The sequence below is a fragment of the Corynebacterium sp. MSK008 genome (assembly GCF_030232585.1).
Classification (GTDB): domain Bacteria; phylum Actinomycetota; class Actinomycetes; order Mycobacteriales; family Mycobacteriaceae; genus Corynebacterium.
This window is the reverse complement of record NZ_JASPJX010000013.1, coordinates 1-23,856: the sequence shown is the minus strand read 5'-3', so window position 1 is coordinate 23,856 and position 23,856 is coordinate 1. Positions and strand designations below refer to the sequence as shown.

Sequence of the window (23,856 nt, the reverse complement as noted above, 5' to 3'; positions counted from 1 at the left end):
GGTTTATCAATGCCGCAGACGGCACAAGGCGCGAAACCGCGCATGATCACCATCCCGCAGGCCGCAGAACTTTACCAAGTAGGTGAGCGCACGCTGCGCCGCTACATTGCCGAGGGCAATCTAGTTGCCTACCGTCTCGGGCGCTCTATCCGGTTGCGCCCCGAAGATGTGGATAACCTGTTCACCCGCACCGATGCATGGGCAGGGGGTGAACGCTAATGCGCCCCGCACAATGGACAGAGGTAGCAGCCCGTGCAATGTGGGCTGGCAACTATCCCACCGAGGCACACAGCACCGAGCCCGCCGTCGAACTTTCGATTTGGTGCCTGCGCAACCGGCAAACCAACCTGGATGCCGCGCCCTACCGCCTGCGCCTGGAGCGCACCGATGGGGACACCGTAGAGGTGCCGGCCTCCCGAGCTGATTTGCTCCATCTCGCATATTCGGTGCTTGCCGCTGCGCTGGAGGGGTGGCCCGAGGAGCTGCGCCGCCGCGCCTACACCGAGGTAATCGCGCCCGGCTACTACAACACGGGGGAGGTGAACTAAATGAACGGCGTGCAGTTCACAGACCGCGCAATTTTTCACACAAAGGTTGCGCACAGTGGGGAACAGATGATCACCGGAGATGTGGCAGTTAGCTGCCTATCCACCAAACCCGGCGCGCCGGTGGGCCTGTATTCGCTCCACCTGATCAACGCTGAGACGATGGAGACGGTAGAGGTCATGCTGGATGCCCGCACCCTCGGGCAGCTCGGTGCCTGGATTAAGGCACAGGCCGGTGGTGCTCGGTGAACAACGCAAAGAAAACGCCCCCGGTGCTCGGCACACAACCAGGGGACGTAATCAAGTGGTCGGACGTTGATCACGATACCCAATACCACGGTCTTTATCCTGCGCAGTTCCGCGCCGCAGCCGCCGAGTGGTACACCGCCCGCGGCCTGGAGGTAGGCCCGTTACGCGGCAAGGTGCCGATGCCGCGCTACGTGCCACACGGCAAGGACAGTTTCACCGCAGACGTACCCACCGTGCAGCAATGGTGGGCACACACACCCGGCGCGAACATTGGGCTACGCCCGCCCGCGGGCTACGTAGTGGTGGACGTGGACGTAAAAGACGGCGCGCCCGGCGCGCAGACGTGGGCAGAGCTCAACGCCGGGCGCAGCGTGCCTGACACGCTCACCATGATCACCGGCACCGGCGGGTGGCACCTGTGGTTCCGCCTGCCGTTCAACGCCACGCTGCGTGGACAACTTGCGCACACCTCCTCGGGTGTTGATCTGAAAACCCGGCGTGGCTATGTGGTGGTGGCACCCTCGGTGCACCCCGATGGTGGGATGTACCGGCTGCACACCTGGATGGAGCTGGAGGAGGTGCCCGAACTGCCCGTGTGGCTGCACAGGCACGCCTACAAGCCCGTGGAGGTCACGCCCGCACCACAACGTCACAACACAGCTGGGGGCAACGGCAGCGGCCTTATAGAGGCCGTGGCGAGTGCACCAGCAGGCAACCGCAACAACACGCTGATTTGGGCCGCGTGCCGCAACGCAGAGGAGGCCCTGGGCATGGACGAGGAGCTAGTGCAAGCCGCAACCCGCGCCGGGCTACCCGAGGCCGAGGCGCGCCGCACGATCGCATCCGGTGCCCGCATGTACAGCAACGGAGGAGGTGCCGCAGCATGACTAACCGTAAGTTCGATTCTGTCTACACTGTGGCGCAATGGGAGCAGCTGGAGCATGAGGTATTCGATGGTGCCGGTGATGCGCTCCAGCGGGTGCGTGACTACGCCCGGGCGAACAACCGCCCGCCTATTGCTTTCCTGGTTGCGTGCGCGCTGTACGCGCTGACTGCCACGCCCGGGCGGGTGCGATTCGATGCGGGGCTAGGCCCCGGCGCGCCCAACCTTTTCGTGGTGCTGATGGGCAGGCCCGGCGGCGGCAAGGACAAGCTGATCGAGGCTGCATCCGATGCAGTTACGGTGCTACAGGCGGGTGATGATCTGGGCTTGCAGTTGCGCCCGCAGAGTCATGGCATCGGCTCGGGTGAGGGTCTTTTAACCTCCCTCCAGCCCGAGGGTGAGGGGCAGGCCGGGCCGTCGATTCTGTTCACGGTCACCGAGGTGGGCCTGATGGGTGCACTCTCCGAGCGGCAGGGCAGTACGCTGCGCCCGCATCTGTTGAACATCTACAGCGGCGGCGAGCTCACACTGAACAACCGCAAGGACAAGCTGCGAGTGGAGCGCGGCAATTATCGCGCCGGGCTGGTGCTCGGTGCGCAGCCGGATAAGACGGGGTTCATCATTAGCGGGCAGGACGATGGGTTTAAGCACCGCTTTGTGTTCGTGGAGGTGTTCGACCCGCTGCGCAAGCCGGGCGAGGAGTACCCGCCGGTGAACCTGCACCCGGTAATGGTGCCCTCCTCGGTGTTGGACGGCACCCCGATGGGTGTCGCGCCCGCTATTCGGGAAAAGGTGCTGCGCAACAATGAGGAGACGCTGATGTATGGCCCGCCGCTAGACGGTGGTGGGCACCGCATGTTCACCACGCTCAAGTTGGCAATGGGGCTTACGTTGCTGCGCTCGGGTGATCGGATAGAGGAGGGAGATTACCGGCGGGCAGAGGTGCTGATGGGTTTTTCTGCCGCTATTGCACGCGGCTGTGAGGCACACCTGGAGGGCCAACAGGTGGAGGAGGCGGCGCTGCGTCTGGAGCGCAAGGATGCTGCCGAGGAGGCCGTGCAGGCCCGCGCAAAGGTAAAAGCCCGCCCGCTGATCTTGAAAGCAGTCGCTGATGCTGATGGGCAGGCGGTGCCGTCTAGTCCGCTGCGGCAACGGATGCGCGGCAACCAGCGCGGTGCTTTCGATGCGGTGCTGGATGAATTCATGGCCGCAGATGTGGTGCACCAGGTCGAGGAGGAGGGCACGAAACGCCCCATGCTGATTCGTGGCGGTGCTTTCGATGCCGCAATGGATAAATACCAGGTGTCCTAGGCGTCCTACGTGTCCTGTGCTGGTCACAGCATGTTTTCGGGTGTCCTAGGTGGTGTCCTGGGTGTCCTACCCACCCGAGGCGCACAGGACACCTAGGACAGTGGATAGGACAGTGTAAAACCATCGTCTACCTGCACAGGACACTTAGGACGGTCAGGACACCTGCCGACAACAAAACCGGCTCTTCGCGTTTGGGAGTGCGTAGGTCGTTTTCGGGGTGCTTGGGTGTGGCACAAGATGTGGGGGTCCTTGCTGGGTTAAGGATTTAGGTGTTCAAGCCAATCCGAACTCAACAAGGACCCTGCAATGCAGCCTAGTTTCAACATCGTCGCCAGGAGAAACTGAAATCACAGGGCAACTGGCGAACGCTAGTTCTGTCCGAGATCGAAAGGCGTGACACCGGAAAGGCTGTTCGGATCGAGCCGCGTGGTGATGCCGATCCTGTTCCACGCGTTGATCGTGACAATCGCCATCAGCAGATTACGCGCGCCCTTTTCCCCGTGAAGGCGCTCAACGCGGTTCCAGAGCTCATCTGGCACGGATTCTTCGCCGCGGATCTTCGTCACTGCATCGGTGAGCTCTAGTGCCGCGTGCTCTTCATCGGAGAAGACATCGGGAGTTTCCGTCCAGTTCTCCACACGGCCGATTTTCTCTTCCGTCCAGCCGTCTTTCCTAGCATCGCGACGGTGCATAGCAAGGCAGTATGTGCACTGGTTGATTGCAGAGGCCCGCAGCTGCACGAGATGCGAGTAGTCCTTGTCCACACGGGCCCGCACGTACGTCTCCATACCGAGCATGGGCGCGTAGGCGACTTTCGGGATTGGTTTCCGGTTATTCGGTGCCATGCAGGAAGTCTACATCTCACCCGACCACTCGCATCAGTCAATCTTCCAGATCTATCAATGGCCTAGTGGGGGAAGCAACGGCAGGAAAACGCCGCTTAAAGCGGGCAGGGGAGAAGTCCCCACGGGTACCGCCGGATGCGCCCCCGAGACATTGCAGCACAATCTCCCGAGCTCCTAGCGGGGCTGATTCTGGAGGGGTGGGGGTGCCCCCCGCCGCGAACACTACATGCACCGCCGACATGCCGCCCGCGCTACACGGCACACCCTTGGGGGAGCACCCCTCCCACCCGGCGCGCTGATGCCCCGAGGGCATAGGCGCTCGGGCCGTGTACGGGTTACACGATTCTGCGGCAGGCCGAACATTCATAACCGGGTACCCTCACCTGACTCCGCACCGCTGCCCGAGTCAGGGCTTTTTACGCGGGCCTGAAAAGTCTGCCCGAGCTGGGAGGGGGTGGCCAAAAATATCCGAGGGGTGCCCTCACCTGACTCCGCCCCGCCTGATGCAGTCAGGTTTTCTCTCTCCCCGGGGTTAAGGGGGGCGCGCGTTAGGGAGGTATGCCGCGATTCTGAACAACGAAACAGCCGCCACTTCGAGCAGTGGAGGTGGCGGCGAGTGATGGACGTGCAAGGCCGGCAACACGCGCGTGCGCGATAGGCCAGCGCAAAACGCCTGGTGAATTTTGCCGTCTAAGCGGTTGAAGCTACGCCGGTGGGGTAGCGGCACCGTCGAACTGCCGTAGCAGCCCGCGCAGCCGGTACTTAGGCTGGCTGATCAGTTCGGCTTGTGCTCGAGCCATGTCTAGGCAGTCGGGGCAGAACCCGAGCCGGGTGCCTCGGAACTTCCACGGGTTAAGCGTGGTGATGATCTGCCCGATGGTCGCGCCCTGGGCGGCGATGGTGACGGTGCCGCCGCGCCGGGTGCTAACACGTGCGCCGGGCAGTTCGCAGCCCCACATGCGGTTGAACTTGCCGCAGTAGGTGCCGCGTAGTTCCTCGGTCATGGCGAAGTGCCACACCCCGGCTGCGGTGTCGGGGTAGACGGTGCGCACGTGCACCTGATTCCAGCAGCCGGTGTAGTCGCCGGGTTGATCGTCACGCGGCAGTAGGTGGTGCTCGGTCACGGCATGACCTCCAGCAGGTGCGCGGCTGCATCGCAGGCGGGGCAGTTCACCTTATCGGCGTGGGTGCCCTTGACTGCCGCGCCGGGTGCGCGCCGGATGCCGCAGAGGTAGTGGATGGTGCCGTCTGCCTCCTCGTGGTGGATGATGTGGCGCAGTGGGGTGCGCGCTGCGGATGCCTGCCGCGCCAGGCTGGTAGTGGTTTTGGGGGAAAGCATCGGGTGCTCCTCGGGTCGGTTTTCGGTGCGCTAAGCAACAGTTGCGCAACAGTTGCGGGGCCAATGTCTGCGAATGGCGCGTCTACCAGCGGTTGAATAGATTTCGTCGTGGAGCTCCCTTAGCTCCGCTTGATTGCGGGGCCCGGTCGAATACGGCCGGGCCCCGTTACGTTTTGCTGATCGGCTAAGCTGCCTCCCGTTGAATCTCGGGCATAAAGGAGCAGCTGAAGTGGAAGATTCGTTGGGCGCGCAGAAGATCCGTCGCGCGGTGCTGATTGTGGCGCTGTTGAACCTGGCATACTTCTTCGTGGAGTTTGCCGGTGCGGTGGCCATTGGGTCGGCGTCCCTGTTCGCGGACTCCGCCGACTTTCTCGAGGACACCGCAATCAACCTGCTGGTGTTCTTCGCCGTGGCGTGGCCGGCCGCGCGCCGTCGCACCGCGGGTAGCGTGCTCGCAGCGCTGATCCTCATCCCGGCGGTGGCTGCGATTGTCACCGTCGTCGCCAAGATCGTGAACCCGGTCGCGCCGTCGCCGGAGGGCCTGACCGGCATCGCGGTCGGTGCCCTGGTGGTCAACGTGGTTTGCGCGATCCTGCTGATGCAGCTGCGCGGTGAAGGCTCATCGCTCGCCACCGGCGCTTGGCTGGCCGCGCGCAACGACGCGCTGGCCAACCTGCTCATCATCGCCGCCGGACTGCTCACCTTCGTGTGGGAGACCGCCTGGTTCGACATCGTCGTCGGTGCGATCATCGCCGCGATCAACCTCTCCGCCGCCAAGGAAGTCTGGGAGGCATCCCGCGAGGAGCACGACTCAGTAGAGGACGCCTTCGCGGACATGGACGACGATTAAACGCCGCCGAGACGCCGCCTACACCCACACCCCGGACGCCCCGCGGCGCCACGTGCCCACCAGGTTGGTGTCGATGATGCCTGTGGATTCCATCAGCGCGTACATCGTCACCGGCCCCACGAACGTGAAGCCGCGCTTTTTCAGGCCTTTCGCCAGCTGCTCGGACTCTGGCGAGCGCGTCGGCACCTCCGCCATCGTGCGCGGTACCGGCGTGTGCGCCGGCTGGTAGGACCACACGAACTCGCCGAGGTGCGTACCCTCCTCCCGCAGGGCCAATGTCGCCTCGGCGTTTTTCACTGCAGCTTCGAGTTTGCGCCGGTTGCGGATCAAGGCGGCGTCTTCAAGCAAATGCTCGATGCTCATCCCCGCGACCTGATCCGGCTCGAAGCCATGGAACGCCGCGCGCAAGGCGTCGCGCTTCTGCAGGATCAGCCGCCACGACAGCCCCACCTGGAAGCCCTCGAGGCAGACGCGCTCGAACATGCCCTGCTCGTCGGTGACGGGCATGCCCCATTCAGTGTCGTAGTACTCGCGCAAAAGTGGGTCGGTGGCGGCCCACGGCGGGCGCGCCAGCCCGTCGTCGCCGATGACGGGCCAGCCGGATTCGGGCTTTGTTTCTGGTGTGGTGTGAAAATCAGTCATACGTATTGGACTCAGTTCTACCCCGTTCGGTTCCACGGGTACGCTAATCGGCATGAATAGGCCCGCCGTCCGCGACTTCGCGCTGCTTGTGCTCCGGCTCGTGCTGGGCGCGGTGTTTGTGGCGCGCGGCTACAACCATTGGTTCGAGGTGGGGATGGCGGAAACCGGCCGTCAGTTCGCGGAACTCGGGGTGCCGCAGCCGCAGCTGTCCGCCTACCTCACCGGCACCGTCGAGCTCATCGGCGGCGCGTTTCTGGCAGTGGGGCTCTTGACGACGATCACCGCGTCGCTCCTCGCCCTATTGGTCCTCGCCGCCGGGTACTTCGTGCACCTGGGCAACGGCTTTTTCGTCGAGGCTGGAGGAGTGGAGTACACGCTGGTGCTCGCCGCCGCGCTGTTTATCATCACCGTCTTCGGCACCGGGCGTGCCAGCCTGGACGGGGTGCTCACGCGTGGTTAGCCACGAGGAGGTCCAGGCGGCGCTGTCCGCGCGCATCGACGGCGAGAAGGCCGAACTCGACGACGCTATTGTCGACGCCCACGTGTCCGGCTGCGCGGAGTGCCGCGCGTTTTTGGACCGCTCCTTGGCGCTGTCGCAGTCGCTCGGCGGGGGTACCGACGACGCCATGGCCCCGCCGCAGGACCTGTCCGCGGTGATTCTCGCCGGCGTGGACAACGAGTGGCGCCGCTTCGCCCGCCGCCGCGAACTCGGCATGGCCGTGGGCCGCTTGATGCTCGGCGCGATGGCCGTGGTGTGGGTGCTGTGGGCTGTGCGCCTGATCCTCTCCGGCGGGGAGGAGCCGGTCGTGGCATCTGCCGCGTCTGTGCGTTTCGGCGTGGCGCTCGCGTTGGGTTTTACAGCCTGGCGGCCGCAGCAGATCCCGGGGGTGCTGCTCATCGTGGGCACGATGTTCACCTTCACCGTCGGATTTGCGGTGCGCGATTTCGTGCTGGGCACGGGCGCGTTCGAGCTGGCAGGGGTGCTCATTCCGTTGTTGAGCCTGGTGGCCCTGGTGTGGACCTGGGTAGCGGACCGGGGCGGGGCGCTGCGCCGGGCGTGGCAGCTGCTCGACGCCCGGCCGTACTAGCCACTTCCAGCTGGTTACTTCCAGCTAGGCAGCCACATGATGGACTCGTACCAGGCGTCCGGGATCTTGAAGCCATAAAGGATGGGCGACCAGTAAATGAAGCAGGCCACCACCAGCGCGATGTAGACCACGGCGGCGAGCTGGCCCCAGCGCATCTCAAAGCCTGCGACCTTGTTTACCCAAGACCACGTCACGGGCCCGCCCTTCTTGGCCAGGTTGCCCAGGGCGAGGGCTAGCAGCACCGCGGTAAACGGCACCAGCGCGGCGGCGTAGAAGAAGTACATCTGGCGGTCGAAGGCGGCCAGCCACGGCAGGAAGCCGGCGGCGAACGCGATCACCGGCACGATGACGCGGAAGTCCTTGCGGGTTAGCCACACCCAGCACGCCCACAACAGCACCGGCACGGTCAGCCACCAGATGGCGGGGGTGCCGAACATGTAGATCATCTCGCGGCATGTGCCGTCGCCGGGCGCAACAGAGCACTCCAGGTCGGTGGCGGAGTAGTACAGAATCGGACGCGCCGAGACCAGCCAGGCCCACGGCTTGGAGTCCCACGGGTGGGAGTGGCCGGAGGACGACGTCAGCGAGGCGTGGAAGTTCAGCACCGAGAAGTGGTAGTAGAACCAGCCGGCAATCGGCTCGGGCAGGTTGGCCAGCCAGGGCCAGTCGGAGCCGGCGATGGTGCCGTCGGTAAGCGAGTGGCGGTACACGGACGTCTCGGAGGCGAACCAGGCGCGCCAGGACCACAGATACAGCACGGCCGGGATGAGCACGATGGAGGCGAGCGCCGACGGGACGTCGCGAAGCAAGGTGCCCGCAACCGGTTTCTCCACGCCATAGCGGCGGCGCAGGAACAGGTCCCAGAACGACGACAGCAGGCCGAAGAACATGATGTAGTACAGGCCGGACCATTTCACGGACAGGGTCAGACCGAGCAGCACGCCGGTGGCGAATCGCCACCAGCGAAAGCCCATGCGCGGGCCGAAGGGGCCCGCGTCCTCGAGCTTGCCGGCCAGCCACGCGTCGTGCCAACGGTGGTGCACCTCGCGCATGTCGCCGGCGAGGGTCCACGCCGCCATCACCACGAACAGCACCTGGAACACGTCAAGCATGCCGAATTTGGCGGAGACCAGCAGGACGCCGTCAAACAGTGCGATGATGCCGGCGATGATCGCGATGTTGGTGGACTGGCTGACGCGCCGCGCGAGCAGGAACACGAAGACAACCACGGCGGTGCCGAACAGGCCGGTCATCACACGCCAGCCGAGCGGGGAGTAGCCGAAGAGGATCTCGCCGAGCGCGAGCAGCTGCTTGCCCAGCGGCGGGTGCACGACCAGGCCGTAACCGGGGTTGGACTCGATGCCGCCCAAGACCGGGTTGAACCAGCTTTCCACCATGTCCCAGGCCTGCGGCACGTAGTGCTTCTCGTCGAAGACGGGGGTGCCGGAGCTGGTCGGCTGCACCAGCCCGATAAAGCGTGTCAGCAGCGCCAACACGCCGATGACGGAGGCGGCGATGGTGTCGCGGCGCGTCCACGGCACCGTTGTGGGGGCCTCTGGCGCCGGCTGGCTCGGCCGCACGGAACGCGTGGTCTCTGGCGCCGCCGCGTCGGCGCCAGACGGCGGCCCGGCGGGGTTCGGGGTGCTCGCGATAGTGGTCACGACGGAAGATATTAGCGCCTTAGGCGTATGCTCCCGTGGTATGTCCGCCCACCAAGACAACCTGACGCAGAACCTCCCGGCCGGAGTGGTGCTCGCGGCCACCCCGTTGGGCAACGCGGCGGATGCGTCGCCGCGGCTTGTGCAGGCGCTCGCCACCGCGGATGTGATCGCCGCGGAAGACACGCGTCGCACGCGCGCGCTCGCCGCGGCACTCGGCGCGGAAATCACTGGACGTGTGCTCTCCAATTTCGACCACAACGAGGATGCGCGGGCGCAAGAACTGCTGCAGGCAGCGCGCACCGGCACCGTCCTCGTGGTCACCGACGCCGGCATGCCGCTGGTGTCGGACCCCGGCCACTCCATCGTCGCCGCCGCCCACGACGCCGGTATCCCGGTGACCTGCATCCCCGGCCCATCTGCAGTGACTACGGCGCTCGCGCTGTCAGGGCTCAACGTGGGCCATTTCATCTTCGACGGCTTCGCCCCCCGCAAGGCCGGGGCGCGACGGGCGTGGCTGGAAACGCTGGTTACCGAGCGCCGCGCGGTGTGCTGCTTCGAGTCGCCGCACCGCATCGAGCAGTTGCTTATAGACGCCGCGGACGTCCTCGGCCCCGAACGCCGCGCAGCGGTGTGCCGCGAACTGACTAAAACCTATGAGGAGGTCAAGCGCGGCACGCTGGGGGAGTTGGCCGAGTGGGCGGCCGACGGGGTGCGCGGAGAGATCACGCTGGTGATTGAAGGCGGCACCGGGCAGCAGGCCGAGCCGGAGGACCTTGTCGGCCTTGTTCTGGAATTGGTCGACGGCGGCCAGCGCATGAAAGACGCCGCAAAACAGGTGGCCAAACAGCACGGCGTGAAGGTCGGAGACCTCTACGATGCCGCGTTGGATGCGCGGAGCTGACGTCGATAGGCAAAACTGCCCGCACCTTATTCTCTTCGCGAACGGGTTAGCGCATTGATGTGATCTGCGCTAGCCTGCTGGGGTTCTAGAAAAACCCTGAAAATTTGCGAGGAGATTTATATGTCTCAGCGTGAACTCCAAAGGGATCCGCACGATCCCGACGTGGAGCCGCGGAGTAAGGATCCAGTTCAGACTGAAGAAGCATCTGCAACCAGCCAGCTAGCTGCGTTGCTGCGCGCCGACAGCGACGGCGAGCAACCGAACTACACCGACCCGGAGGAGTCCGTCACAAGCGAGGCGGACGCGGAAGACGCCCCCGTGAACTGGGGCATCGTTATTCCTCTCGCGGTCGTAGTCGCTGCCGTTGTGGGCTGGGGCCTTGCCGCGCCCGACAACTTCTCCAACTTTGCGGACACGGCGTTCGGCTGGGTTATTGACAACCTGGGCTGGGCCTTCGTCCTCGGCGGCACCGTCTTCGTCGCCTTCGTGATCGTGATCGCCGCGTCGAACTTTGGCACGATCCGACTGGGCAACGCCGACGAGCGGCCGGAGTTCCGGACTGTTTCCTGGATTGCCATGATGTTCGCCGCCGGCATGGGCATCGGCCTGATGTTCTACGGCGCGGCGGAGCCGCTGGCGATGTACCGCGACGGCGTGCCGGGCCACGGTGAGCACCAGGTGGGCGCTTCCATGGCGCAGACTATGTTCCACTGGACGCTGCACCCATGGGCTGTCTACGCCATCCTCGGCTTGGCTATTGCATACTCGACGTTCCGCCTGGGTCGTAAGCAGCTGTTGTCCAGCGCCTTCATTCCGCTCATTGGCGAGAAGGCCGCCAATGGCTGGCTGGGCAAGCTCATCGACGCGTTCGCCGTGTTCGCCACCATCTTCGGCACCGCGTGCTCCCTGGGCCTTGGCGCGCTGCAGATCAGCTCCGGCCTGGAGGCGTCCGGTTTCGTGGACAACCCGTCCACCAAGCTGACCATCGGCATCGTTTCCGTGCTCACCCTCGCATTCCTGCTATCGGCAATGTCGGGTGTGTCCAAGGGCATTCAGTGGCTCTCCAACACCAACATGGTCATCGCTGCTGTGCTGGCGGTTTTCGTGTTCGTGTTCGGTCCGACCGTGGCGCAGCTGAACATGCTGCCGACCGCTGTTGGTAACTACCTGCAGAACTTCTTCGAAATGGCTGCGCGCACCGCTGAGAGCCAGGACGGCGAGGCCGGCGAGTTCCTGTCCGGCTGGACCATCTTCTACTGGGCTTGGTGGATTTCCTGGTCGCCGTTCGTGGGCACCTTCCTGGCCCGCATTTCCCGCGGCCGTACCGTCCGCGAGTTCTGCCTCGGCGTGATGCTGGTTCCGGCCGGCCTGTCCACCGTGTGGTTCGCCATCTTCGGCGGCACCGCTATCAAGATGGAGCAAAATGGCGAATCCATCGTCGGCGGCGGCTCCAACGAGGAGCAGCTGTTCAACCTGCTGCACGCGCTGCCGGGCGGCTACGTCGTCGGCGTGTTTGCGCTGGTGCTGTTGGGCACCTTCTTCATCACCTCCGCGGACTCCGCGTCTACCGTGATGGCGTCGATGACCCAGTCCGGCAAGACCGAGCCGAAGCCGTGGCTTGCCGCAATGTGGGGTCTGGCCACCGCGTTGGTCGGCTTGACGCTTCTGATCTCCGGTGGCTCGGACGCGCTGAACTCGCTGCAGTCCGTCACCATCGTGGCCGCAACGCCGTTCCTGATCATTCTGATCGCGCTGATGTTCGCGATTGTCAAGGACATGTCCAACGACACGATCTACCTGGACAAGAAGGAACAGGAGCGCTTCGCCCGCCAGCTGGCCATCGAGCGCCGCATGCACCGCGACCAGCAGGAGCTGGAAGCTCGCAAGGCGCAGGTCAAGGAGATGCTCAAACCGCGTTCCCGCTAGGAGCGTGAGCTTTACGACGAACTAAAGTCGCGGCCCCGCCAAGCAGTGCAGTGCTTGGCGGGGCCATAACTTATGCTGAGAGCCATGACTTCTTCCGAGACCAACCAGAACGTTCTTGTGTGCGTTGCGTGGCCGTACGCCAACGGCCCGCGCCATATCGGCCACGTCGCAGGCTTCGGCGTGCCCTCCGATGTATTCGCCCGCTACCAGCGAATGTCCGGCAAGAACGTGCTCATGGTCTCCGGCACCGACGAGCACGGCACCCCGCTTTTGGTGCAGGCCGATAAGGAAGGCGTGACCGTCAAGGAGCTGGCGGACCGCTACAACAAGCAGATCGTGGAGGACCTGGCCGGTCTTGGCCTGTCCTACGACTTGTTCACCCGCACCACCACCCGCAACCACTACGCGGTGGTGCAGGAGCTGTTCCACGGGCTGAACGAGAACGGCTACATGATCCGGGAGACCACCCAGGGCGCGATTTCCCCGTCGACAGGCCGCACGCTGCCGGACCGCTACATCGAGGGCACCTGCCCGATCTGCGGCGCCACCGACGCGCGCGGCGACCAGTGCGACACCTGCGGCAACCAGCTCGACCCGGCGGACCTGGTTAACCCGGTGTCCAAGATCAACGGCGAGACCCCGGAGTTCATCGAGACCGAGCACTTCATGCTCGACCTGCCCGCGCTGCACGACGCACTGGAGCAGTGGCTGGCCACCCGCGAGGACTGGCGCCCGAACGTTTTGAAGTTCTCCCTGAACCTGCTGGAGGACATGCGTCCGCGCGCCATGACCCGAGACATCGACTGGGGTATTCCGATCCCGGTGGAGGACTGGCAGGACAACCCGTCGAAGAAGCTCTACGTCTGGTTCGACGCCGTGGTGGGCTACCTGTCTGCGTCGATTGAGTGGGCGCACCGCTCCGGCAACCCGGAGGCCTGGAAGGACTTCTGGCAGGACCCGGCCACCGAGGGCTACTACTTCATGGGCAAGGACAACATCACCTTCCACTCCCAGATCTGGCCGGCGGAGCTCCTCGGCTACGCAGGCAAGGGTGCCAAGGGCGGCACCGTGGGCGAACTCGGCGAGCTGAACCTGCCCACCGAGGTCGTCTCATCCGAGTTCCTCACCATGTCCGGCTCCAAATTCTCTTCGTCCAAGGGAGTGGTCATCTACGTCAAGGACTTCCTCGCCGAGTTCGGCCCGGACCCGCTGCGCTACTTCATCGCCGTCGCAGGTCCTGAGAACAACGACACGGACTTCACCTGGGACGAGTTTGTCCGCCGCGTGAACAACGAGCTGGCCAACGGCTGGGGCAACCTGGTCAACCGCACCGTGTCCATGGCGCACAAGAACTTCGGCCAGGTTCCGGCACCCGGCCCGCTCGAGGCCTCCGACGAGCGCATCCTTGACCTCGCTGCCGAGACATTCACCACCGCCGGCGAGGCCCTGGGCAAGGCCCACTTCAAGTCCGCAATCACCAAGATCATGCACGTCGTCGGCGAGGCCAACGCCTACATCGCGGAGCAGGAGCCGTGGAAGCTGGCCAAGGACGACACCCAGCGCGAGCGCCTGGCCACCGTACTGTGGACTGCGCTGCAGGTCGTCTCCGACTGCAACGCCATGCTCACCCCGTTCCTCCCGCACACCGCGCAGAAGGTCCACGAGACGCTGGGCCGCACCGGCATCTGGGCCGCCGAGCCGCGCGTCGAGGAGGTCGTGGACGACGAGGAGTTCAACCTCGTCGGCGCAGGCCTGCCGGAGAAGGGGCAGACCTACCTGACCATCACCGGCGACTACTCGCAGCAGCAGGCCGTGTGGCAGCGCGTGGACGTCACCCCGGGCACGGAGCTGTCCAAGCCGCAGCCGCTGATTGCCAAGCTAGACCCGGAGCTCGGCGAGACCGGCCCGGAGTGGGCGCCGGTGCAGTAGGACACATCACTCGTTAGAGCTGCTCGCCGAGCCACGATCGCGCCGAGGCGAGCATTTGCTTGACCACGGGGACGTCGAAGGCCCACAGCTCGATCGCGTGCGGCGCACCTTCGACGATTTCCAGTTGGGCGGGGACTCCGGCGTCGCGCAGACGCCGGGTGTAGTCGCAGATCTCCTCGTAAAACAGCTCGATGTCCCCGGTGGACAGCCACGCAGGGGGAAGACCGGTGAGGTTGTGGCGCCGGGCGGGCACCGCGTAATCCGGCACCGCTTCCAGCCCGGGCTCTTGGCCAAGGTACGCCCTCCAGGCGAAGCGGGTCTGCGCGTTGTTGGCCACGGGCCGGTCGCGTGGGATATCGCGCCTTCGATCGGCGGTGGGGCGGTCATCCAACATGGGGCAGAAAAGCCACTGGGCGCGAGGAAGCGGGCCGCGTTCGTCGTATAGCCGCTGGCACACTGCGGCTGCGAGCCCGCCGCCTGCGCTTTCGCCGCCGATGGCGAACGGCTCCCCAAAATCGTGCGCGTGGGTGTGCATCCACGCCCACGTGTCAATCGCCGCGTTCAAGCCCGCGGGAAACGGGTGGGCGGGCGAGAGCGGATAGCGCGGGGCCACCACGGTCACCCCCACCTCGGCGGCGGTGTTGACGCACAACGGCCCGTCCTGGCTCGGGTGGCCGATGATGTGGCCGCCGCCGTGCAGCCACAGCAGCGCGCCTTTCGGTTTTCGCGGCTTGAAGATGAGGGTGCGCCCGCGCCGGATGAGTTCCACGCCCTCGCGCCGGGGGATGGGGAAGAGTGTTTGCCCGTGCGTGGCAAGCCAACGCGTCATGCGGAGCTCCACCGGCGGGTGCGGGATCAGCCGTGCGCGCCGGCGAAGCTCCGGGCGCACGAGCGGCATGATTGATTCCCTCACAGGAACTGCCCCAGGAATTTGGTCAGGGTGCCGGGTTCCTCGTCCTCGAAGCGCTGGTCCACCACTACGAGCGGGGCGGTGTATTTTTCGCCCGCGCTGCCGACGTCTTTGGCGACGACGAGGTCGGTGCCGTAGTCGTCGATAAGCAGTTGCCACGAAAACCCCTCCCGCACGAGCGCCTGGCCGAGCGCGGTGCCGTAGAGGCGCGCTGTGTCGCCGCGGGGGAAGCTGCGGCGTACGTCCGGCGGCAGCGCGAGGTAGTCGGCGAGTTCGGCCTCGAAGGACTCCACGATGTCGGCAGGCGAGCCGTTGATGCCGCGGCCGGCGGCTTCGGCCAGGTCGGCCTCGATTTGGGTTTGGGTGGCTGAGTCGATGTCTTCAAATGCCATAGGGTGCATCGTATGAGCAAAAAGAAACCGCGTCCCACACCCGTGCCCACCGAGCCGATTCCCGGCCTGATCGACGCCCACACGCACCTCGCGTCCTGCGGCGCGCGCAGCGCCGAAGAGATCGACGCGTTTGTCCAGCGTGCCGTGGCCGCCGGGGTGGAGCGCATCTGCACCGTCGGCGACGGGCTTGAGGAGGCCGAGCTCGCGCTTCAGGCCGCGCACTTCAACGAGCGCGTGTTCGCGGCGTGCGCCATCCACCCGACAAGGGCGCACGAGCTTGACGACGCTGCCCGCGCCCGCCTGACGGACATGGCCGCAGACGAGCGTTGCGTGGCGGTGGGCGAGACCGGCATCGACACCTACTGGCTCAAGCACGACGCGGAGGGCACCGCGCCGCTCGAAGTGCAGGAGGAGGCGTTTCGCTGGCACATCGACTTAGCGTGCGAGTCGGGCAAGGCGTTGATGATCCACAACCGCGAAGGCGACGCGGAGATGATGCGCATTCTTGATAGCGCGCCGCGGCCCGAGCACGTGATCCTGCACTGCTTCTCCTCGCCGCTGGACGTGGCGCGCGAGGCGATCGAGCGCGGCTACGTGCTCAGCTTCGCCGGCAACGTGACGTTCAAGCGCAACGATCAGCTGCGCGAGGCGGCGGCGTTGGCCCCGGCGGGGCAGCTGCTGGTGGAAACGGACGCGCCGTACATGACGCCGGAGCCGTTCCGTGGGGCGAAAAACGAGCCGTCGTTGATCGGGCACACGGCGAAGGTTGTGGCCGAAGCGCGCGGCATGGAAGTGGCCGATGTGGCGCGTGAGATTGCAGAGACATTCTCGCGGGTCTACGGGGTGTGAGCTGGCACGTCGGGCCTTGAAACCCCGCGGACGTTACCGTATCGTTACCCGGGTTATTGGCTGAACACCTTCAGCCGAGCCGACCCGTGAGGAAACACATGTCCCGTCAGATCAAGCGGATCAACCCGAAGAGCACCGCCACCAAGCGCGCCGTCGCCGGCACCGTCGCCGGCGCAGTCCTGGTTGGCGGCGCGGGCACGGCACTTGCCACCCAGAAGCAAGTCACCGTCGACGTCAACGGCGAGGAAACCAACGTGCGCACCTACGCCTCCGATGTGGCGGGCGCGCTAAACTCCGCCGGCGTCGAGGTCGCGCCGGAGGACCTGGTCTACCCGGCGCCGGGGGAGAAGCTCTCCAGCGGCGACACCGTCACCGTGCGCACCGCGAAGCCGGTCGCCGTGGTCATTGACGGCGTTGCGCAGGAGATCACGTCCACCGCCGGCACCGTCGGCGAGCTGATCGAACAGGCCGGCGTTGCCGGTCACTCCGCCGTGGACGTGGACCGCGACCAGCCGGTCACCCACGGCATGAACCTGGACGTGACCACCCCGAAGATCGTCGCGCTGCGCGACGGCGGGGATCTGACCTACGTCTCGGCCGCCGCGAAGACCGTCGGCGACTTGTTCGCCGCGCGCGGCGTCACCTTTGACACCGACGACCGCCTCAACGTCGCGCTCACCGACGCCATCGAGCCCGGCATGGAGATCGTGCTCGACCGCGTCAGTACCGTGGACCGCCCGGAGACCGTCGTCGTGGAGGCCCCGGCGGAGTACGTCGACGACGACTCGCTCGATGAAGGCACCGAGGAAGTCCGCGAGAAGGGCGAGCAGGGAGAGACCAAGGTCATCCACCGCACCGTCACCGTCAACGGCCAAGTCGAGTCTGTGGGCGTGGCCGAGGAAAAGGAAGTGAAGAAGGCTAAGCCGGCCCTGATCGCCCGCGGCACGAAGCAGGCCGGCAACACGGGCGCCGCCGCGCCCGCGGTGGCCTCCGGCAGCGTCTGGGATTCGCTGGCACAGTGCGAATCCGGCGGCGACTGGTCCATCAACACCGGCAACGGTTTCTACGGCGGCCTGCAGTTCACTCCGTCCACCTGGGCGGGCCACGGCGGCACCGCATACGCGCCGAGCGCGAACCTGGCCACCCGCGAGCAGCAGATCGCCATCGCCGAGCGCGTCCAGGCCTCCCAAGGCTGGGGCGCCTGGCCGGCCTGCACCGCCCGCCTGGGTATCCGCTAGATGGCGGGGGCGCAACTCCTCGGGCCAGCCGAGATCCGCGACCTCGCTGCCGAGCTGGACGTCACCCCGACGAAGAAGCTGGGGCAGAACTTCCTGCACGACCCCAACACCGTGCGCCGCATCGTCGCGGCCGCGGAGCTTTCGCCCGACGACCACGTGGTCGAAGTCGGACCGGGCCTCGGCTCGCTCACCTTAGGGCTCATTGACACTGCCGCAAGCGTCACCGCGCTCGAGATCGACCCGCGCCTGGCCGGCCGCCTGCCCACCACCGTGGAGGCGTTCGCCCCGGATTACGCCGAGCGCCTCACAGTGATCAACACGGACGCGCTGCAGGCCGCCCGCGCCGACTTCGACGCCGCGCCGACCGCGCTGGTGGCGAATTTGCCCTACAACGTCTCGGTGCCGGTGCTGCTGCATTTGTTGGCGGAGTTGCCGTCGATTAGCAGGGTGCTCGTGATGGTGCAGAAGGAAGTCGCGGACCGCCTTGCCGCCCAGCCGGGCTCGAAGATCTACGGCGTGCCCAGCGTCAAGGCCGCGTTTTACGGTGACGTCTCGCGCGCCGGCACGATCGGCAAGCACGTGTTCTGGCCTGCGCCGAACATCGAGTCGGGGCTGGTGCGCATCGACGTCGCGGCCGACGCCCCGCGCGAGCTTCGCGACACCATCTTCCCGCTAGTGGACGCCGCTTTCGCCCAGCGCCGCAAGACGCTGCGCTCCACGCTGTCCGGCATCTACGGCTCGGCCGCGGCCGCCGAGGACGCGCTGCGCGCCGCCGGCATCGACCCGGGCCTGCGCGGCGAGAAGCTCACCGTCGCAGACTTCATCCGGCTGGGGGAGGCCCGCCATGACGCGTGAGATCGTCGCCTCCGCGCCGGGCAAGGTGAACCTCCACCTCGGTGTCGGCGAGGCGCGCACGGACGGCTACCACGACCTGGTCAGCGTCTTCCATGCAGTGGACCGGCGCGAGGTGGTGCGATTGCTTTACGACGGCACCCCCGTGGCCGGCCCCGCAGTCGAGTCCATGCACACCACGTTCTTCGTGGATGAGCCGGACGAGGACATCGACGGGCCGGAAAACCTGGCGTGGCGCGCCGTCGAGGCCGTGGTGTCGCGCGCGGGCGTGGCGGTGCCGCGCGTGCGCATCGAGGTGGACAAGCACGTCTTTGTCGCAGGCGGCATGGCGGGCGGCTCCGCCGACGCGGCCGCCGCGCTGGTGGCGGCCAACGCGCTAGTGGCCGAGTTCGGCGAGGCATTGCCGGAGGAGGAACTGCTGGAGATCGCGGCGTCGCTTGGCGCGGACGTGCCCTTTTCTCTGATGGGCGGCACCGCGCTCGGCACCGGCCGCGGCGACAAGCTGGTCGAGATGCTCTCGCGCGGCCGGCTGCACTGGGTGTTCATCAACCCCAAGATCGGCATCAACACCGGGGGAGCGTTTGCGCTTCTCGACGACCTGCGCCACGGCAACCCCGCCCTTCTGCCGCACCTGGACGCCACCGAGCTGTCCCAGGCGCTGACCTCCGGCGACGTGGCGCGCGTGGCGGCGGCGCTGCACAACGACTTGGAAGCGCCCGCGCTGTCGATGCGCCCGGTGCTCAAACGCGTGCTCGCCGCCGCCGGCGAGGCGGGCCGCCGCGCAGTCGTGTCCGGCTCGGGCCCCACCGTGGCCGTGCTCTGCGACGACGCCGACGCCGCGCGGTTTGCAGCCGAGCACCTCGCGGAGCGCTTCGACGGCTACGAGGTCTTCGTCGCCGAAGGCCCCGACCACGGTGCGGTGGTGGAGAAGGTGGGTTAACCGGAGGCGTCGTTACGCTTGCGCCTGCGTAAGATGGCTAGCCGATATGGCTAACCTGATCAACCTGGAAAACGTCTCCAAAACGTGGGGGCTGAAAACGCTTCTCGACGGCGTCTCGCTCGGCGTGCAGACCGGCGAGCGCATCGGCATCGTCGGCGTCAACGGCGGCGGCAAAACCACCCTGCTGGAGGTGCTCACCGGCATCGAGCCGCCGGACGCGGGGCGCGTCTCGCACACCTCCGACCTGCGCATGGCGGTGGTCACGCAGCGCTTTACGCTGGATAGCGCGCTCACGGTCGGCCAGGCCGTCGTCGAGCCGCTGGGCCTGCAGACCTTCGAGTGGGCCTCCAACGCGCGCGTGCGCGAAGTGCTGCAGGGCACCGGCGTGGCGGAGCTCGGCCTGGACACCCCGGTGGGGCAGCTCTCCGGCGGCGAACGCAGGCGAGTGAACCTCGCCGCCGCGCTCGTGCAGGATTTGGACCTGGTGGTGCTGGACGAGCCGACCAACCACCTCGACGTCGAAGGCGTGCAGTGGCTCGCCGACCACCTCCTTTCGCGCAAGGTCGCCGTCGTGGTGGTCACCCACGACCGCTGGTTCCTCGACACAGTTGCCACCCTGACCTGGGAAGTCCACGACGGCACCGTGGACGTCTACGAGGGCGGCTACAACGACTGGACCTTCGCGCGCGCCGAGCGCGCCCGCCAGGCCGACGCCATCGAGCAGCGCCGTCAGAACCTCGCCCGCAAGGAGCTGGCGTGGCTGCGCCGCGGAGCACCTGCCCGCACCTCGAAGCCGCGCTACCGCATCGAGGCCGCCGAAGCCCTGATCAAGGACGTCCCGCCGCCGCGCGACACCGTCGAGCTCATGGCGTTTTCAAAGCAGCGCCAAGGCCGCGTGGTCATCGAACTCGAGGACGCGCGTATCGACGCCCCCGACGGCCGCACCCTGGTCGACCACCTCACCTGGCGCCTCGCACCCGGCGAGCGCATCGGCTTAGTCGGCGTGAACGGCTCGGGCAAAACCACCTTGCTGCGCACCCTGGCCGGGGAGTACCCGCTGGCCGCCGGCAAACGCATCGAGGGGCAGACCACCCGCATCGGCTGGCTGCGCCAAGAACTCGACGACCTCGACCCGGAGCGCCGCGTCATCGACGCCGTCGAAGACGTCGCCACCTACATCTCGCTTGGCAAAAAGGAGCTGTCCGCCTCCCAGCTCGCCGAGCGCCTCGGCTTTTCCCCGAAGCGCCAGCGCACCCCCGTGCGCGACCTCTCCGGCGGCGAGCGCCGTCGCCTCCAACTCACCCGCGTGCTCATGGCTGAGCCGAACGTCTTGCTTCTCGACGAGCCCACCAACGACCTCGACATCGACACCCTGCAAGAGCTGGAAAACCTCCTCGACTCCTGGCCCGGCACCCTGGTGGTCATCTCCCACGACCGCTACCTCATCGAGCGCATCGCCGATTCCACCTACGCGCTGTTCGGCGACGGGAATCTCACCAACCTGCCCGGCGGCATCCAACAGTACCTGGACCAGCGCGCCGATCAGGCCCGTACTGCTGGCGTGCTGGATCTGGGGGAGGGGCAACCGGAGGCCGTCGAGAAGCAGATGAGCTCCCAGGAAGAGCGCGAGCTGCAGAAGAAGATGAAGGCGCTCGAGCGCAAGATCGCCAAGGAAAACGAGCGGGCCGAAGCCCTCGAGGCGGAGATCGCCACGCTTTCCGAGGCCGGCGACTTCGACGCCATCGGCGCCAAAACCAAAGAACTCACCGCAGTGAAAGACGCCTGCGAGGAGCTCGAGATGGAATGGCTCGAGTTGGGTGAAACGCTTGAAGGCTAGGGTGGGGCGCATGATTTTGATCAACGTACGATTCAAGCCCCTGCCCGAGAACGTCGAGAACTTCCGCGAGCTGGTCAAGGACTTCACCGACGCCTCCCGCGCCGAAGAAGGCAACATCTTCTTCGACTGGTACCGCAACGAAGACAACCCCGACGAATACCTGCTCATCGAGGCATTCCAGGACGACGCCGCCGAAGCCCACGTCAACTCCGACCACTTCAAGGCCGCGCAGGAATTCTTCCCCACCATCCTGAAGGAAACCCCCACCATCATCAACACCCTCATCGAGGGCAAGACCGAGTGGGACGAAATGGCGGAGTTCAAGGTCTCCTAAGGGGTAGTGCGCACGTAGCGCAAGCTACCCCCGAGGTGTGACCCGCGGGGCACCCATAGCTTACGATGTTGCGCGTCACATAAGTTTCCCGCAATCGAAAGGGGTGTCCCCGTGACCGCACCTCAACCCGCCAACGGCGGATCCACCGCGGCCGACGTGCCCGAAAAGGCTCCCGCCGCGGCACGTGGCATCGGCCCCATGGTCGGCGCAATCTTCCTCATGGCGACCTCCGCCATTGGCCCCGGCTTCCTCACCCAAACCTCCGTCTTCACCGTGCAGATGGGCGCGGCGTTCGCGTTCGCGATCTTGCTGTCCATCCTGGTAGACATCGTGATCCAGCTCAACGTCTGGCGCATCCTCGGCGTGTCCGGGCTGCGCGCCAGCGAACTGGCCAACTCTGTGTTGCCCGGCCTCGGCTGGTTCTTGGCCATCCTCGTGGGCATCGGCGGCCTCGTGTTCAACATCGGCAACATCGCCGGCACCGGGCTCGGCGTGCAGGCGCTCAGCGGCGGGGCGATTGACCCGAAGATCGGCGGCGCGATTTCCGCTGTGATCGCGATTGTCGTGTTCCTGTGGAAGCGTGCGGGAGCAGCCCTTGACGTCATCGTCGGCATCCTTGGCGCGCTGATGATCCTGCTCATGCTCTACGTCGCCATCTCGTCCAACCCGCCGGTGGCTGAGGCCGTGAAACAGTCGGTTGCGCCGGACGAGGTCGACTTCAAGGTCATCACCACCCTCATCGGCGGCTCCATCGGCGGCTACATCGTCTTCGCCGGCGTGCACAGGCTCATCGACGCCGGCCACACCGGCCCCGACAACATGGACTACATCTCCCGCTCCGCCGTGACCGGCATTATCGTCACCGGCATCATGCGCGTGCTGCTGTTCCTCGCGGTGCTCGGTGTCGTGGCCACCGGTGTGGCACTGTCCAAGGACAACACCGCGGCCGACGTGTTCTACCAGGCCGCAGGTGAAACTGGCCGGCGCATGTTCGGGCTGGTGCTGTGGGCGGCGGGCCTATCGTCGGTGATCGGCGCGTCGTTCACTTCCATCTCGTTTTTGACCAAGCAGGGGTTCGACCCGAAGAAGCGCGGCTGGCTCACCGTCGGCTTCATCGTGATCTCGACGGTGATCTTCCTCTTCGTCGGTTCTGCCCCGCAGAAGCTGCTCATCTTCGCGGGTGCGTTCAACGGCCTGATCCTGCCGGTTGGTTTCGCGGTCGTGCTCTATGCTGGCTTCTTCCGCCGCGATCTGCTTCGCGGGTACAAGCCGCCGATGTGGATGCTCGTGCTCGGCGCCATCACGCTTATCGGGTGTGCGTGGATGGGGTGGAGCTCCATCAGCACGCTGCCGAAGCTGTGGGCGTAGTCTTGGGGCATGTACGCCTCCTACACCCCAGCGCAAGCCCGCGCGTTGTTTCGCACTACTGATGTGGCGACAACGGCGGGCTTTTCCGCTGGTTACGCCCAGGCCAATCTGATCGCGCTGGATAAAAAGTACGCGTTTGATTTCTTGTTGTTCGCGCAGCGCAACCCGAAGCCGTGCCCGCTGCTCGGGGTGCTGGAGCCGGGCGAGGTGTCGTCGCCGTTGCTCGCGGGCGGCGACATCCGCACCGACATTCCGTCCTACCGGGTGTTTTCGCACGGCTCGCTTATCGACGAACCAACGGATGCCACCGCCTACTGGACCGAGGACACTGTCGCGTTTGTCATCGGCTGCTCGTTTACGTTCGAGCAGGCTTTGGTGGACAACGGCGTGCCGGTGGCCCACATCGAGCAGGGCGTGAACGTGCCGATGTACCTGACCAACATCGACTGCGAACCGGCCGGGGTGTTCAGCGGGAAGATGGTTGTCTCCATGCGGCCCATCCCAGCGGGGCTGGTGGCGGACGCAGTGAGGATCACCTCGCGTTACCCGGCAGTGCATGGTGCCCCGGTGCATGTGGGGGAGCCGGGCTTGATCGGCATCGACGATCTGGGCGCGCCCGATTTCGGCGACGCGGTGGACATTCCCGCGGGCTGGGTGCCGGTGTTCTGGGCGTGCGGGGTGACGCCACAGTCGATCGTGATGCATTCGAAACCCGAGCTGGCGATCTGCCATTCGCCAGGCAAGATGCTCATCACCGACGTGCGGGATGTGGCGTACCAGGTTCCCTAAAGGGTGCCACTGTGGATAACTTTGGGGCTTCTGTGGCGGGTTATCCACAGATTTCGGTTCGGGGGTTGTGTGGGGTTGCGTGGTGTTTAGGGTCTGTGGCTATGAACCCGTTCGACGCGTTTATCGAGGCGATGGCCGCAGCATCCATGGAGACACTGCGGCACTTCGACCTGTCTAT

At 65.9% G+C, this 23,856-nt stretch carries 26 protein-coding genes; 19 read left to right on the top strand and 7 right to left on the bottom strand.

From position 1 onward, the window contains the following. Window positions 1-42 precede the first annotated feature (42 nt). From QP996_RS10400 to QP996_RS10380, 5 genes are all read left to right on the top strand, one after another. A complete protein-coding gene (locus QP996_RS10400) occupies window positions 43-219 on the top strand; it encodes a helix-turn-helix domain-containing protein (protein WP_246815172.1) in 177 nt (58 codons plus the stop codon). A gap of 38 nt (window positions 220-257) precedes the next feature. Continuing rightward, window positions 258-548 (top strand): hypothetical protein, encoded by a 291-nt coding sequence (locus QP996_RS10395; RefSeq protein ID WP_284872549.1) that lies wholly within the window; start codon window positions 258-260, stop codon window positions 546-548. 66 nt (window positions 549-614) lie between these two features. Continuing rightward, entirely contained in the window at window positions 615-794 is a 180-nt protein-coding gene (locus QP996_RS10390) for a hypothetical protein (RefSeq protein ID WP_141741272.1), read from the top strand. Then, entirely contained in the window at window positions 791-1,681 is an 891-nt protein-coding gene (locus QP996_RS10385) for a bifunctional DNA primase/polymerase (protein WP_246815171.1), read from the top strand. Before QP996_RS10390 ends, QP996_RS10385 begins: the two co-directional genes overlap by 4 nt. Then, window positions 1,678-2,988: a DUF3987 domain-containing protein gene (locus QP996_RS10380; protein WP_070472831.1), complete on the top strand. Its 1,311-nt coding sequence runs from the start codon at window positions 1,678-1,680 to the stop codon at window positions 2,986-2,988. Before QP996_RS10385 ends, QP996_RS10380 begins: the two co-directional genes overlap by 4 nt. 368 nt (window positions 2,989-3,356) lie before the next feature. Here QP996_RS10380 and QP996_RS10375 read toward each other — a convergent pair whose 3' ends face one another. The 3 genes from QP996_RS10375 to QP996_RS10365 form a co-directional block, all read right to left on the bottom strand. Next, complete coding sequence (locus QP996_RS10375; RefSeq protein ID WP_070472828.1) at window positions 3,357-3,833, bottom strand: carboxymuconolactone decarboxylase family protein; 477 nt, start codon at window positions 3,831-3,833, stop codon at window positions 3,357-3,359. A 704-nt stretch (window positions 3,834-4,537) separates the two neighbouring features. Further along, on the bottom strand, window positions 4,538-4,957 hold the full coding sequence (locus QP996_RS10370; RefSeq protein ID WP_070845229.1) for a hypothetical protein: 420 nt from the start codon (window positions 4,955-4,957) through the stop codon (window positions 4,538-4,540). Next, window positions 4,954-5,172: a hypothetical protein gene (locus tag QP996_RS10365; protein WP_070472824.1), complete on the bottom strand. Its 219-nt coding sequence runs from the start codon at window positions 5,170-5,172 to the stop codon at window positions 4,954-4,956. Before QP996_RS10365 ends, QP996_RS10370 begins: the two co-directional genes overlap by 4 nt. Before the next feature lie 229 nt (window positions 5,173-5,401). Between QP996_RS10365 and QP996_RS10360 the strand changes: the two genes are divergently transcribed. After that, the gene (locus QP996_RS10360; protein ID WP_284872548.1) at window positions 5,402-6,022 is read left to right on the top strand and encodes a cation efflux transmembrane domain-containing protein; all 621 of its coding nucleotides are present in this window, start codon (window positions 5,402-5,404) and stop codon (window positions 6,020-6,022) included. An 18-nt stretch (window positions 6,023-6,040) separates the two neighbouring features. On the opposite strand, the gene QP996_RS10355 is transcribed toward QP996_RS10360, so the two are convergent. Next, a complete protein-coding gene (locus QP996_RS10355) occupies window positions 6,041-6,664 on the bottom strand; it encodes a DNA-3-methyladenine glycosylase I (RefSeq protein WP_284872547.1) in 624 nt (207 codons plus the stop codon). Between the two features lie 52 nt (window positions 6,665-6,716). On the opposite strand from QP996_RS10355, the gene QP996_RS10350 reads away from it, so the two are divergent. Beyond that, entirely contained in the window at window positions 6,717-7,124 is a 408-nt protein-coding gene (locus QP996_RS10350; RefSeq protein ID WP_284872546.1) for a DoxX family protein, read from the top strand. Then, the gene (locus tag QP996_RS10345; RefSeq protein WP_284872545.1) at window positions 7,117-7,752 is read left to right on the top strand and encodes a zf-HC2 domain-containing protein; all 636 of its coding nucleotides are present in this window, start codon (window positions 7,117-7,119) and stop codon (window positions 7,750-7,752) included. Before QP996_RS10350 ends, QP996_RS10345 begins: the two co-directional genes overlap by 8 nt. 14 nt (window positions 7,753-7,766) lie before the next feature. Here QP996_RS10345 and pmt read toward each other — a convergent pair whose 3' ends face one another. Beyond that, window positions 7,767-9,404, bottom strand: coding sequence for a protein O-mannosyltransferase (pmt, locus tag QP996_RS10340; protein WP_502870228.1), 1,638 nt, complete (start codon window positions 9,402-9,404; stop codon window positions 7,767-7,769). 49 nt (window positions 9,405-9,453) lie between these two features. Between pmt and rsmI the strand changes: the two genes are divergently transcribed. The 3 genes from rsmI to metG all read left to right on the top strand — a co-directional run bounded on the left by rsmI (window position 9,454) and on the right by metG (window position 14,169). Then, entirely contained in the window at window positions 9,454-10,314 is an 861-nt protein-coding gene (rsmI, locus tag QP996_RS10335) for a 16S rRNA (cytidine(1402)-2'-O)-methyltransferase (protein WP_284872544.1), read from the top strand. A gap of 120 nt (window positions 10,315-10,434) precedes the next feature. Then, window positions 10,435-12,240, top strand: a complete 1,806-nt coding sequence (locus QP996_RS10330; RefSeq protein WP_284872543.1) for a BCCT family transporter — start codon at window positions 10,435-10,437, stop codon at window positions 12,238-12,240. 84 nt (window positions 12,241-12,324) lie between these two features. Then, window positions 12,325-14,169, top strand: coding sequence for a methionine--tRNA ligase (metG, locus tag QP996_RS10325; RefSeq protein ID WP_502870227.1), 1,845 nt, complete (start codon window positions 12,325-12,327; stop codon window positions 14,167-14,169). Window positions 14,170-14,182: 13 nt separating this feature from the next. On the opposite strand, the gene QP996_RS10320 is transcribed toward metG, so the two are convergent. Together QP996_RS10320 and QP996_RS10315 are read right to left on the bottom strand one after the other, a co-directional pair. Further along, a complete protein-coding gene (locus tag QP996_RS10320; protein ID WP_284872541.1) occupies window positions 14,183-15,067 on the bottom strand; it encodes an alpha/beta hydrolase in 885 nt (294 codons plus the stop codon). Window positions 15,068-15,078: 11 nt separating this feature from the next. Beyond that, entirely contained in the window at window positions 15,079-15,471 is a 393-nt protein-coding gene (locus QP996_RS10315) for a DUF3806 domain-containing protein (RefSeq protein WP_284872540.1), read from the bottom strand. Between the two features lie 12 nt (window positions 15,472-15,483). Here QP996_RS10315 and QP996_RS10310 point away from each other — a divergent pair, with 12 nt between their 5' ends. The 8 genes from QP996_RS10310 (at window position 15,484) to QP996_RS10275 (ending at window position 23,678) form a co-directional block, all read left to right on the top strand. Beyond that, the gene (locus tag QP996_RS10310; RefSeq protein WP_284872539.1) at window positions 15,484-16,320 is read left to right on the top strand and encodes a TatD family hydrolase; all 837 of its coding nucleotides are present in this window, start codon (window positions 15,484-15,486) and stop codon (window positions 16,318-16,320) included. Between the two features lie 98 nt (window positions 16,321-16,418). Continuing rightward, the gene (locus QP996_RS10305; protein ID WP_284872538.1) at window positions 16,419-17,558 is read left to right on the top strand and encodes a resuscitation-promoting factor; all 1,140 of its coding nucleotides are present in this window, start codon (window positions 16,419-16,421) and stop codon (window positions 17,556-17,558) included. Then, window positions 17,559-18,413: a 16S rRNA (adenine(1518)-N(6)/adenine(1519)-N(6))-dimethyltransferase RsmA gene (gene rsmA, locus QP996_RS10300; RefSeq protein ID WP_284872537.1), complete on the top strand. Its 855-nt coding sequence runs from the start codon at window positions 17,559-17,561 to the stop codon at window positions 18,411-18,413. Continuing rightward, entirely contained in the window at window positions 18,403-19,350 is a 948-nt protein-coding gene (locus tag QP996_RS10295; RefSeq protein WP_284872536.1) for a 4-(cytidine 5'-diphospho)-2-C-methyl-D-erythritol kinase, read from the top strand. Before rsmA ends, QP996_RS10295 begins: the two co-directional genes overlap by 11 nt. Window positions 19,351-19,396: 46 nt before the next feature. Continuing rightward, window positions 19,397-21,187: an ABC-F family ATP-binding cassette domain-containing protein gene (locus tag QP996_RS10290; protein ID WP_284872535.1), complete on the top strand. Its 1,791-nt coding sequence runs from the start codon at window positions 19,397-19,399 to the stop codon at window positions 21,185-21,187. Window positions 21,188-21,197: 10 nt separating this feature from the next. Next, on the top strand, window positions 21,198-21,521 hold the full coding sequence (locus tag QP996_RS10285; protein WP_038610584.1) for a putative quinol monooxygenase: 324 nt from the start codon (window positions 21,198-21,200) through the stop codon (window positions 21,519-21,521). 198 nt (window positions 21,522-21,719) lie between these two features. After that, entirely contained in the window at window positions 21,720-22,889 is a 1,170-nt protein-coding gene (locus QP996_RS10280) for an NRAMP family divalent metal transporter (RefSeq protein WP_070473064.1), read from the top strand. Between the two features lie 9 nt (window positions 22,890-22,898). Further along, window positions 22,899-23,678: a putative hydro-lyase gene (locus QP996_RS10275; RefSeq protein WP_284872534.1), complete on the top strand. Its 780-nt coding sequence runs from the start codon at window positions 22,899-22,901 to the stop codon at window positions 23,676-23,678. Window positions 23,679-23,856 lie beyond the last annotated feature (178 nt).

Bases quoted from the DNA above. Each gene is read 5' to 3' on its own strand.
- QP996_RS10400 (WP_246815172.1), top strand. From the start codon at position 43: ATGATCACCATCCCGCAGGCCGCAGAACTTTACCAAGTAGGTGAGCGC.
- QP996_RS10395 (WP_284872549.1), top strand. From the start codon at position 258: ATGTGGGCTGGCAACTATCCCACCGAGGCACACAGCACCGAGCCCGCC.
- QP996_RS10390 (WP_141741272.1), top strand. From the start codon at position 615: ATGATCACCGGAGATGTGGCAGTTAGCTGCCTATCCACCAAACCCGGC.
- QP996_RS10380 (WP_070472831.1), top strand. From the start codon at position 1,678: ATGACTAACCGTAAGTTCGATTCTGTCTACACTGTGGCGCAATGGGAG.
- QP996_RS10375 (WP_070472828.1), bottom strand. From the start codon at position 3,833: ATGGCACCGAATAACCGGAAACCAATCCCGAAAGTCGCCTACGCGCCC.
- QP996_RS10365 (WP_070472824.1), bottom strand. From the start codon at position 5,172: ATGCTTTCCCCCAAAACCACTACCAGCCTGGCGCGGCAGGCATCCGCA.
- QP996_RS10355 (WP_284872547.1), bottom strand. From the start codon at position 6,664: ATGACTGATTTTCACACCACACCAGAAACAAAGCCCGAATCCGGCTGG.
- QP996_RS10350 (WP_284872546.1), top strand. From the start codon at position 6,717: ATGAATAGGCCCGCCGTCCGCGACTTCGCGCTGCTTGTGCTCCGGCTC.
- rsmI (WP_284872544.1), top strand. From the start codon at position 9,454: ATGTCCGCCCACCAAGACAACCTGACGCAGAACCTCCCGGCCGGAGTG.
- QP996_RS10330 (WP_284872543.1), top strand. From the start codon at position 10,435: ATGTCTCAGCGTGAACTCCAAAGGGATCCGCACGATCCCGACGTGGAG.
- metG (WP_502870227.1), top strand. From the start codon at position 12,325: ATGACTTCTTCCGAGACCAACCAGAACGTTCTTGTGTGCGTTGCGTGG.
- QP996_RS10320 (WP_284872541.1), bottom strand. From the start codon at position 15,067: ATGCCGCTCGTGCGCCCGGAGCTTCGCCGGCGCGCACGGCTGATCCCG.
- QP996_RS10315 (WP_284872540.1), bottom strand. From the start codon at position 15,471: ATGGCATTTGAAGACATCGACTCAGCCACCCAAACCCAAATCGAGGCC.
- QP996_RS10310 (WP_284872539.1), top strand. From the start codon at position 15,484: ATGAGCAAAAAGAAACCGCGTCCCACACCCGTGCCCACCGAGCCGATT.
- QP996_RS10305 (WP_284872538.1), top strand. From the start codon at position 16,419: ATGTCCCGTCAGATCAAGCGGATCAACCCGAAGAGCACCGCCACCAAG.
- rsmA (WP_284872537.1), top strand. From the start codon at position 17,559: ATGGCGGGGGCGCAACTCCTCGGGCCAGCCGAGATCCGCGACCTCGCT.
- QP996_RS10295 (WP_284872536.1), top strand. From the start codon at position 18,403: ATGACGCGTGAGATCGTCGCCTCCGCGCCGGGCAAGGTGAACCTCCAC.
- QP996_RS10290 (WP_284872535.1), top strand. From the start codon at position 19,397: ATGGCTAACCTGATCAACCTGGAAAACGTCTCCAAAACGTGGGGGCTG.
- QP996_RS10285 (WP_038610584.1), top strand. From the start codon at position 21,198: ATGATTTTGATCAACGTACGATTCAAGCCCCTGCCCGAGAACGTCGAG.
- QP996_RS10280 (WP_070473064.1), top strand. From the start codon at position 21,720: ATGGTCGGCGCAATCTTCCTCATGGCGACCTCCGCCATTGGCCCCGGC.
- QP996_RS10275 (WP_284872534.1), top strand. From the start codon at position 22,899: ATGTACGCCTCCTACACCCCAGCGCAAGCCCGCGCGTTGTTTCGCACT.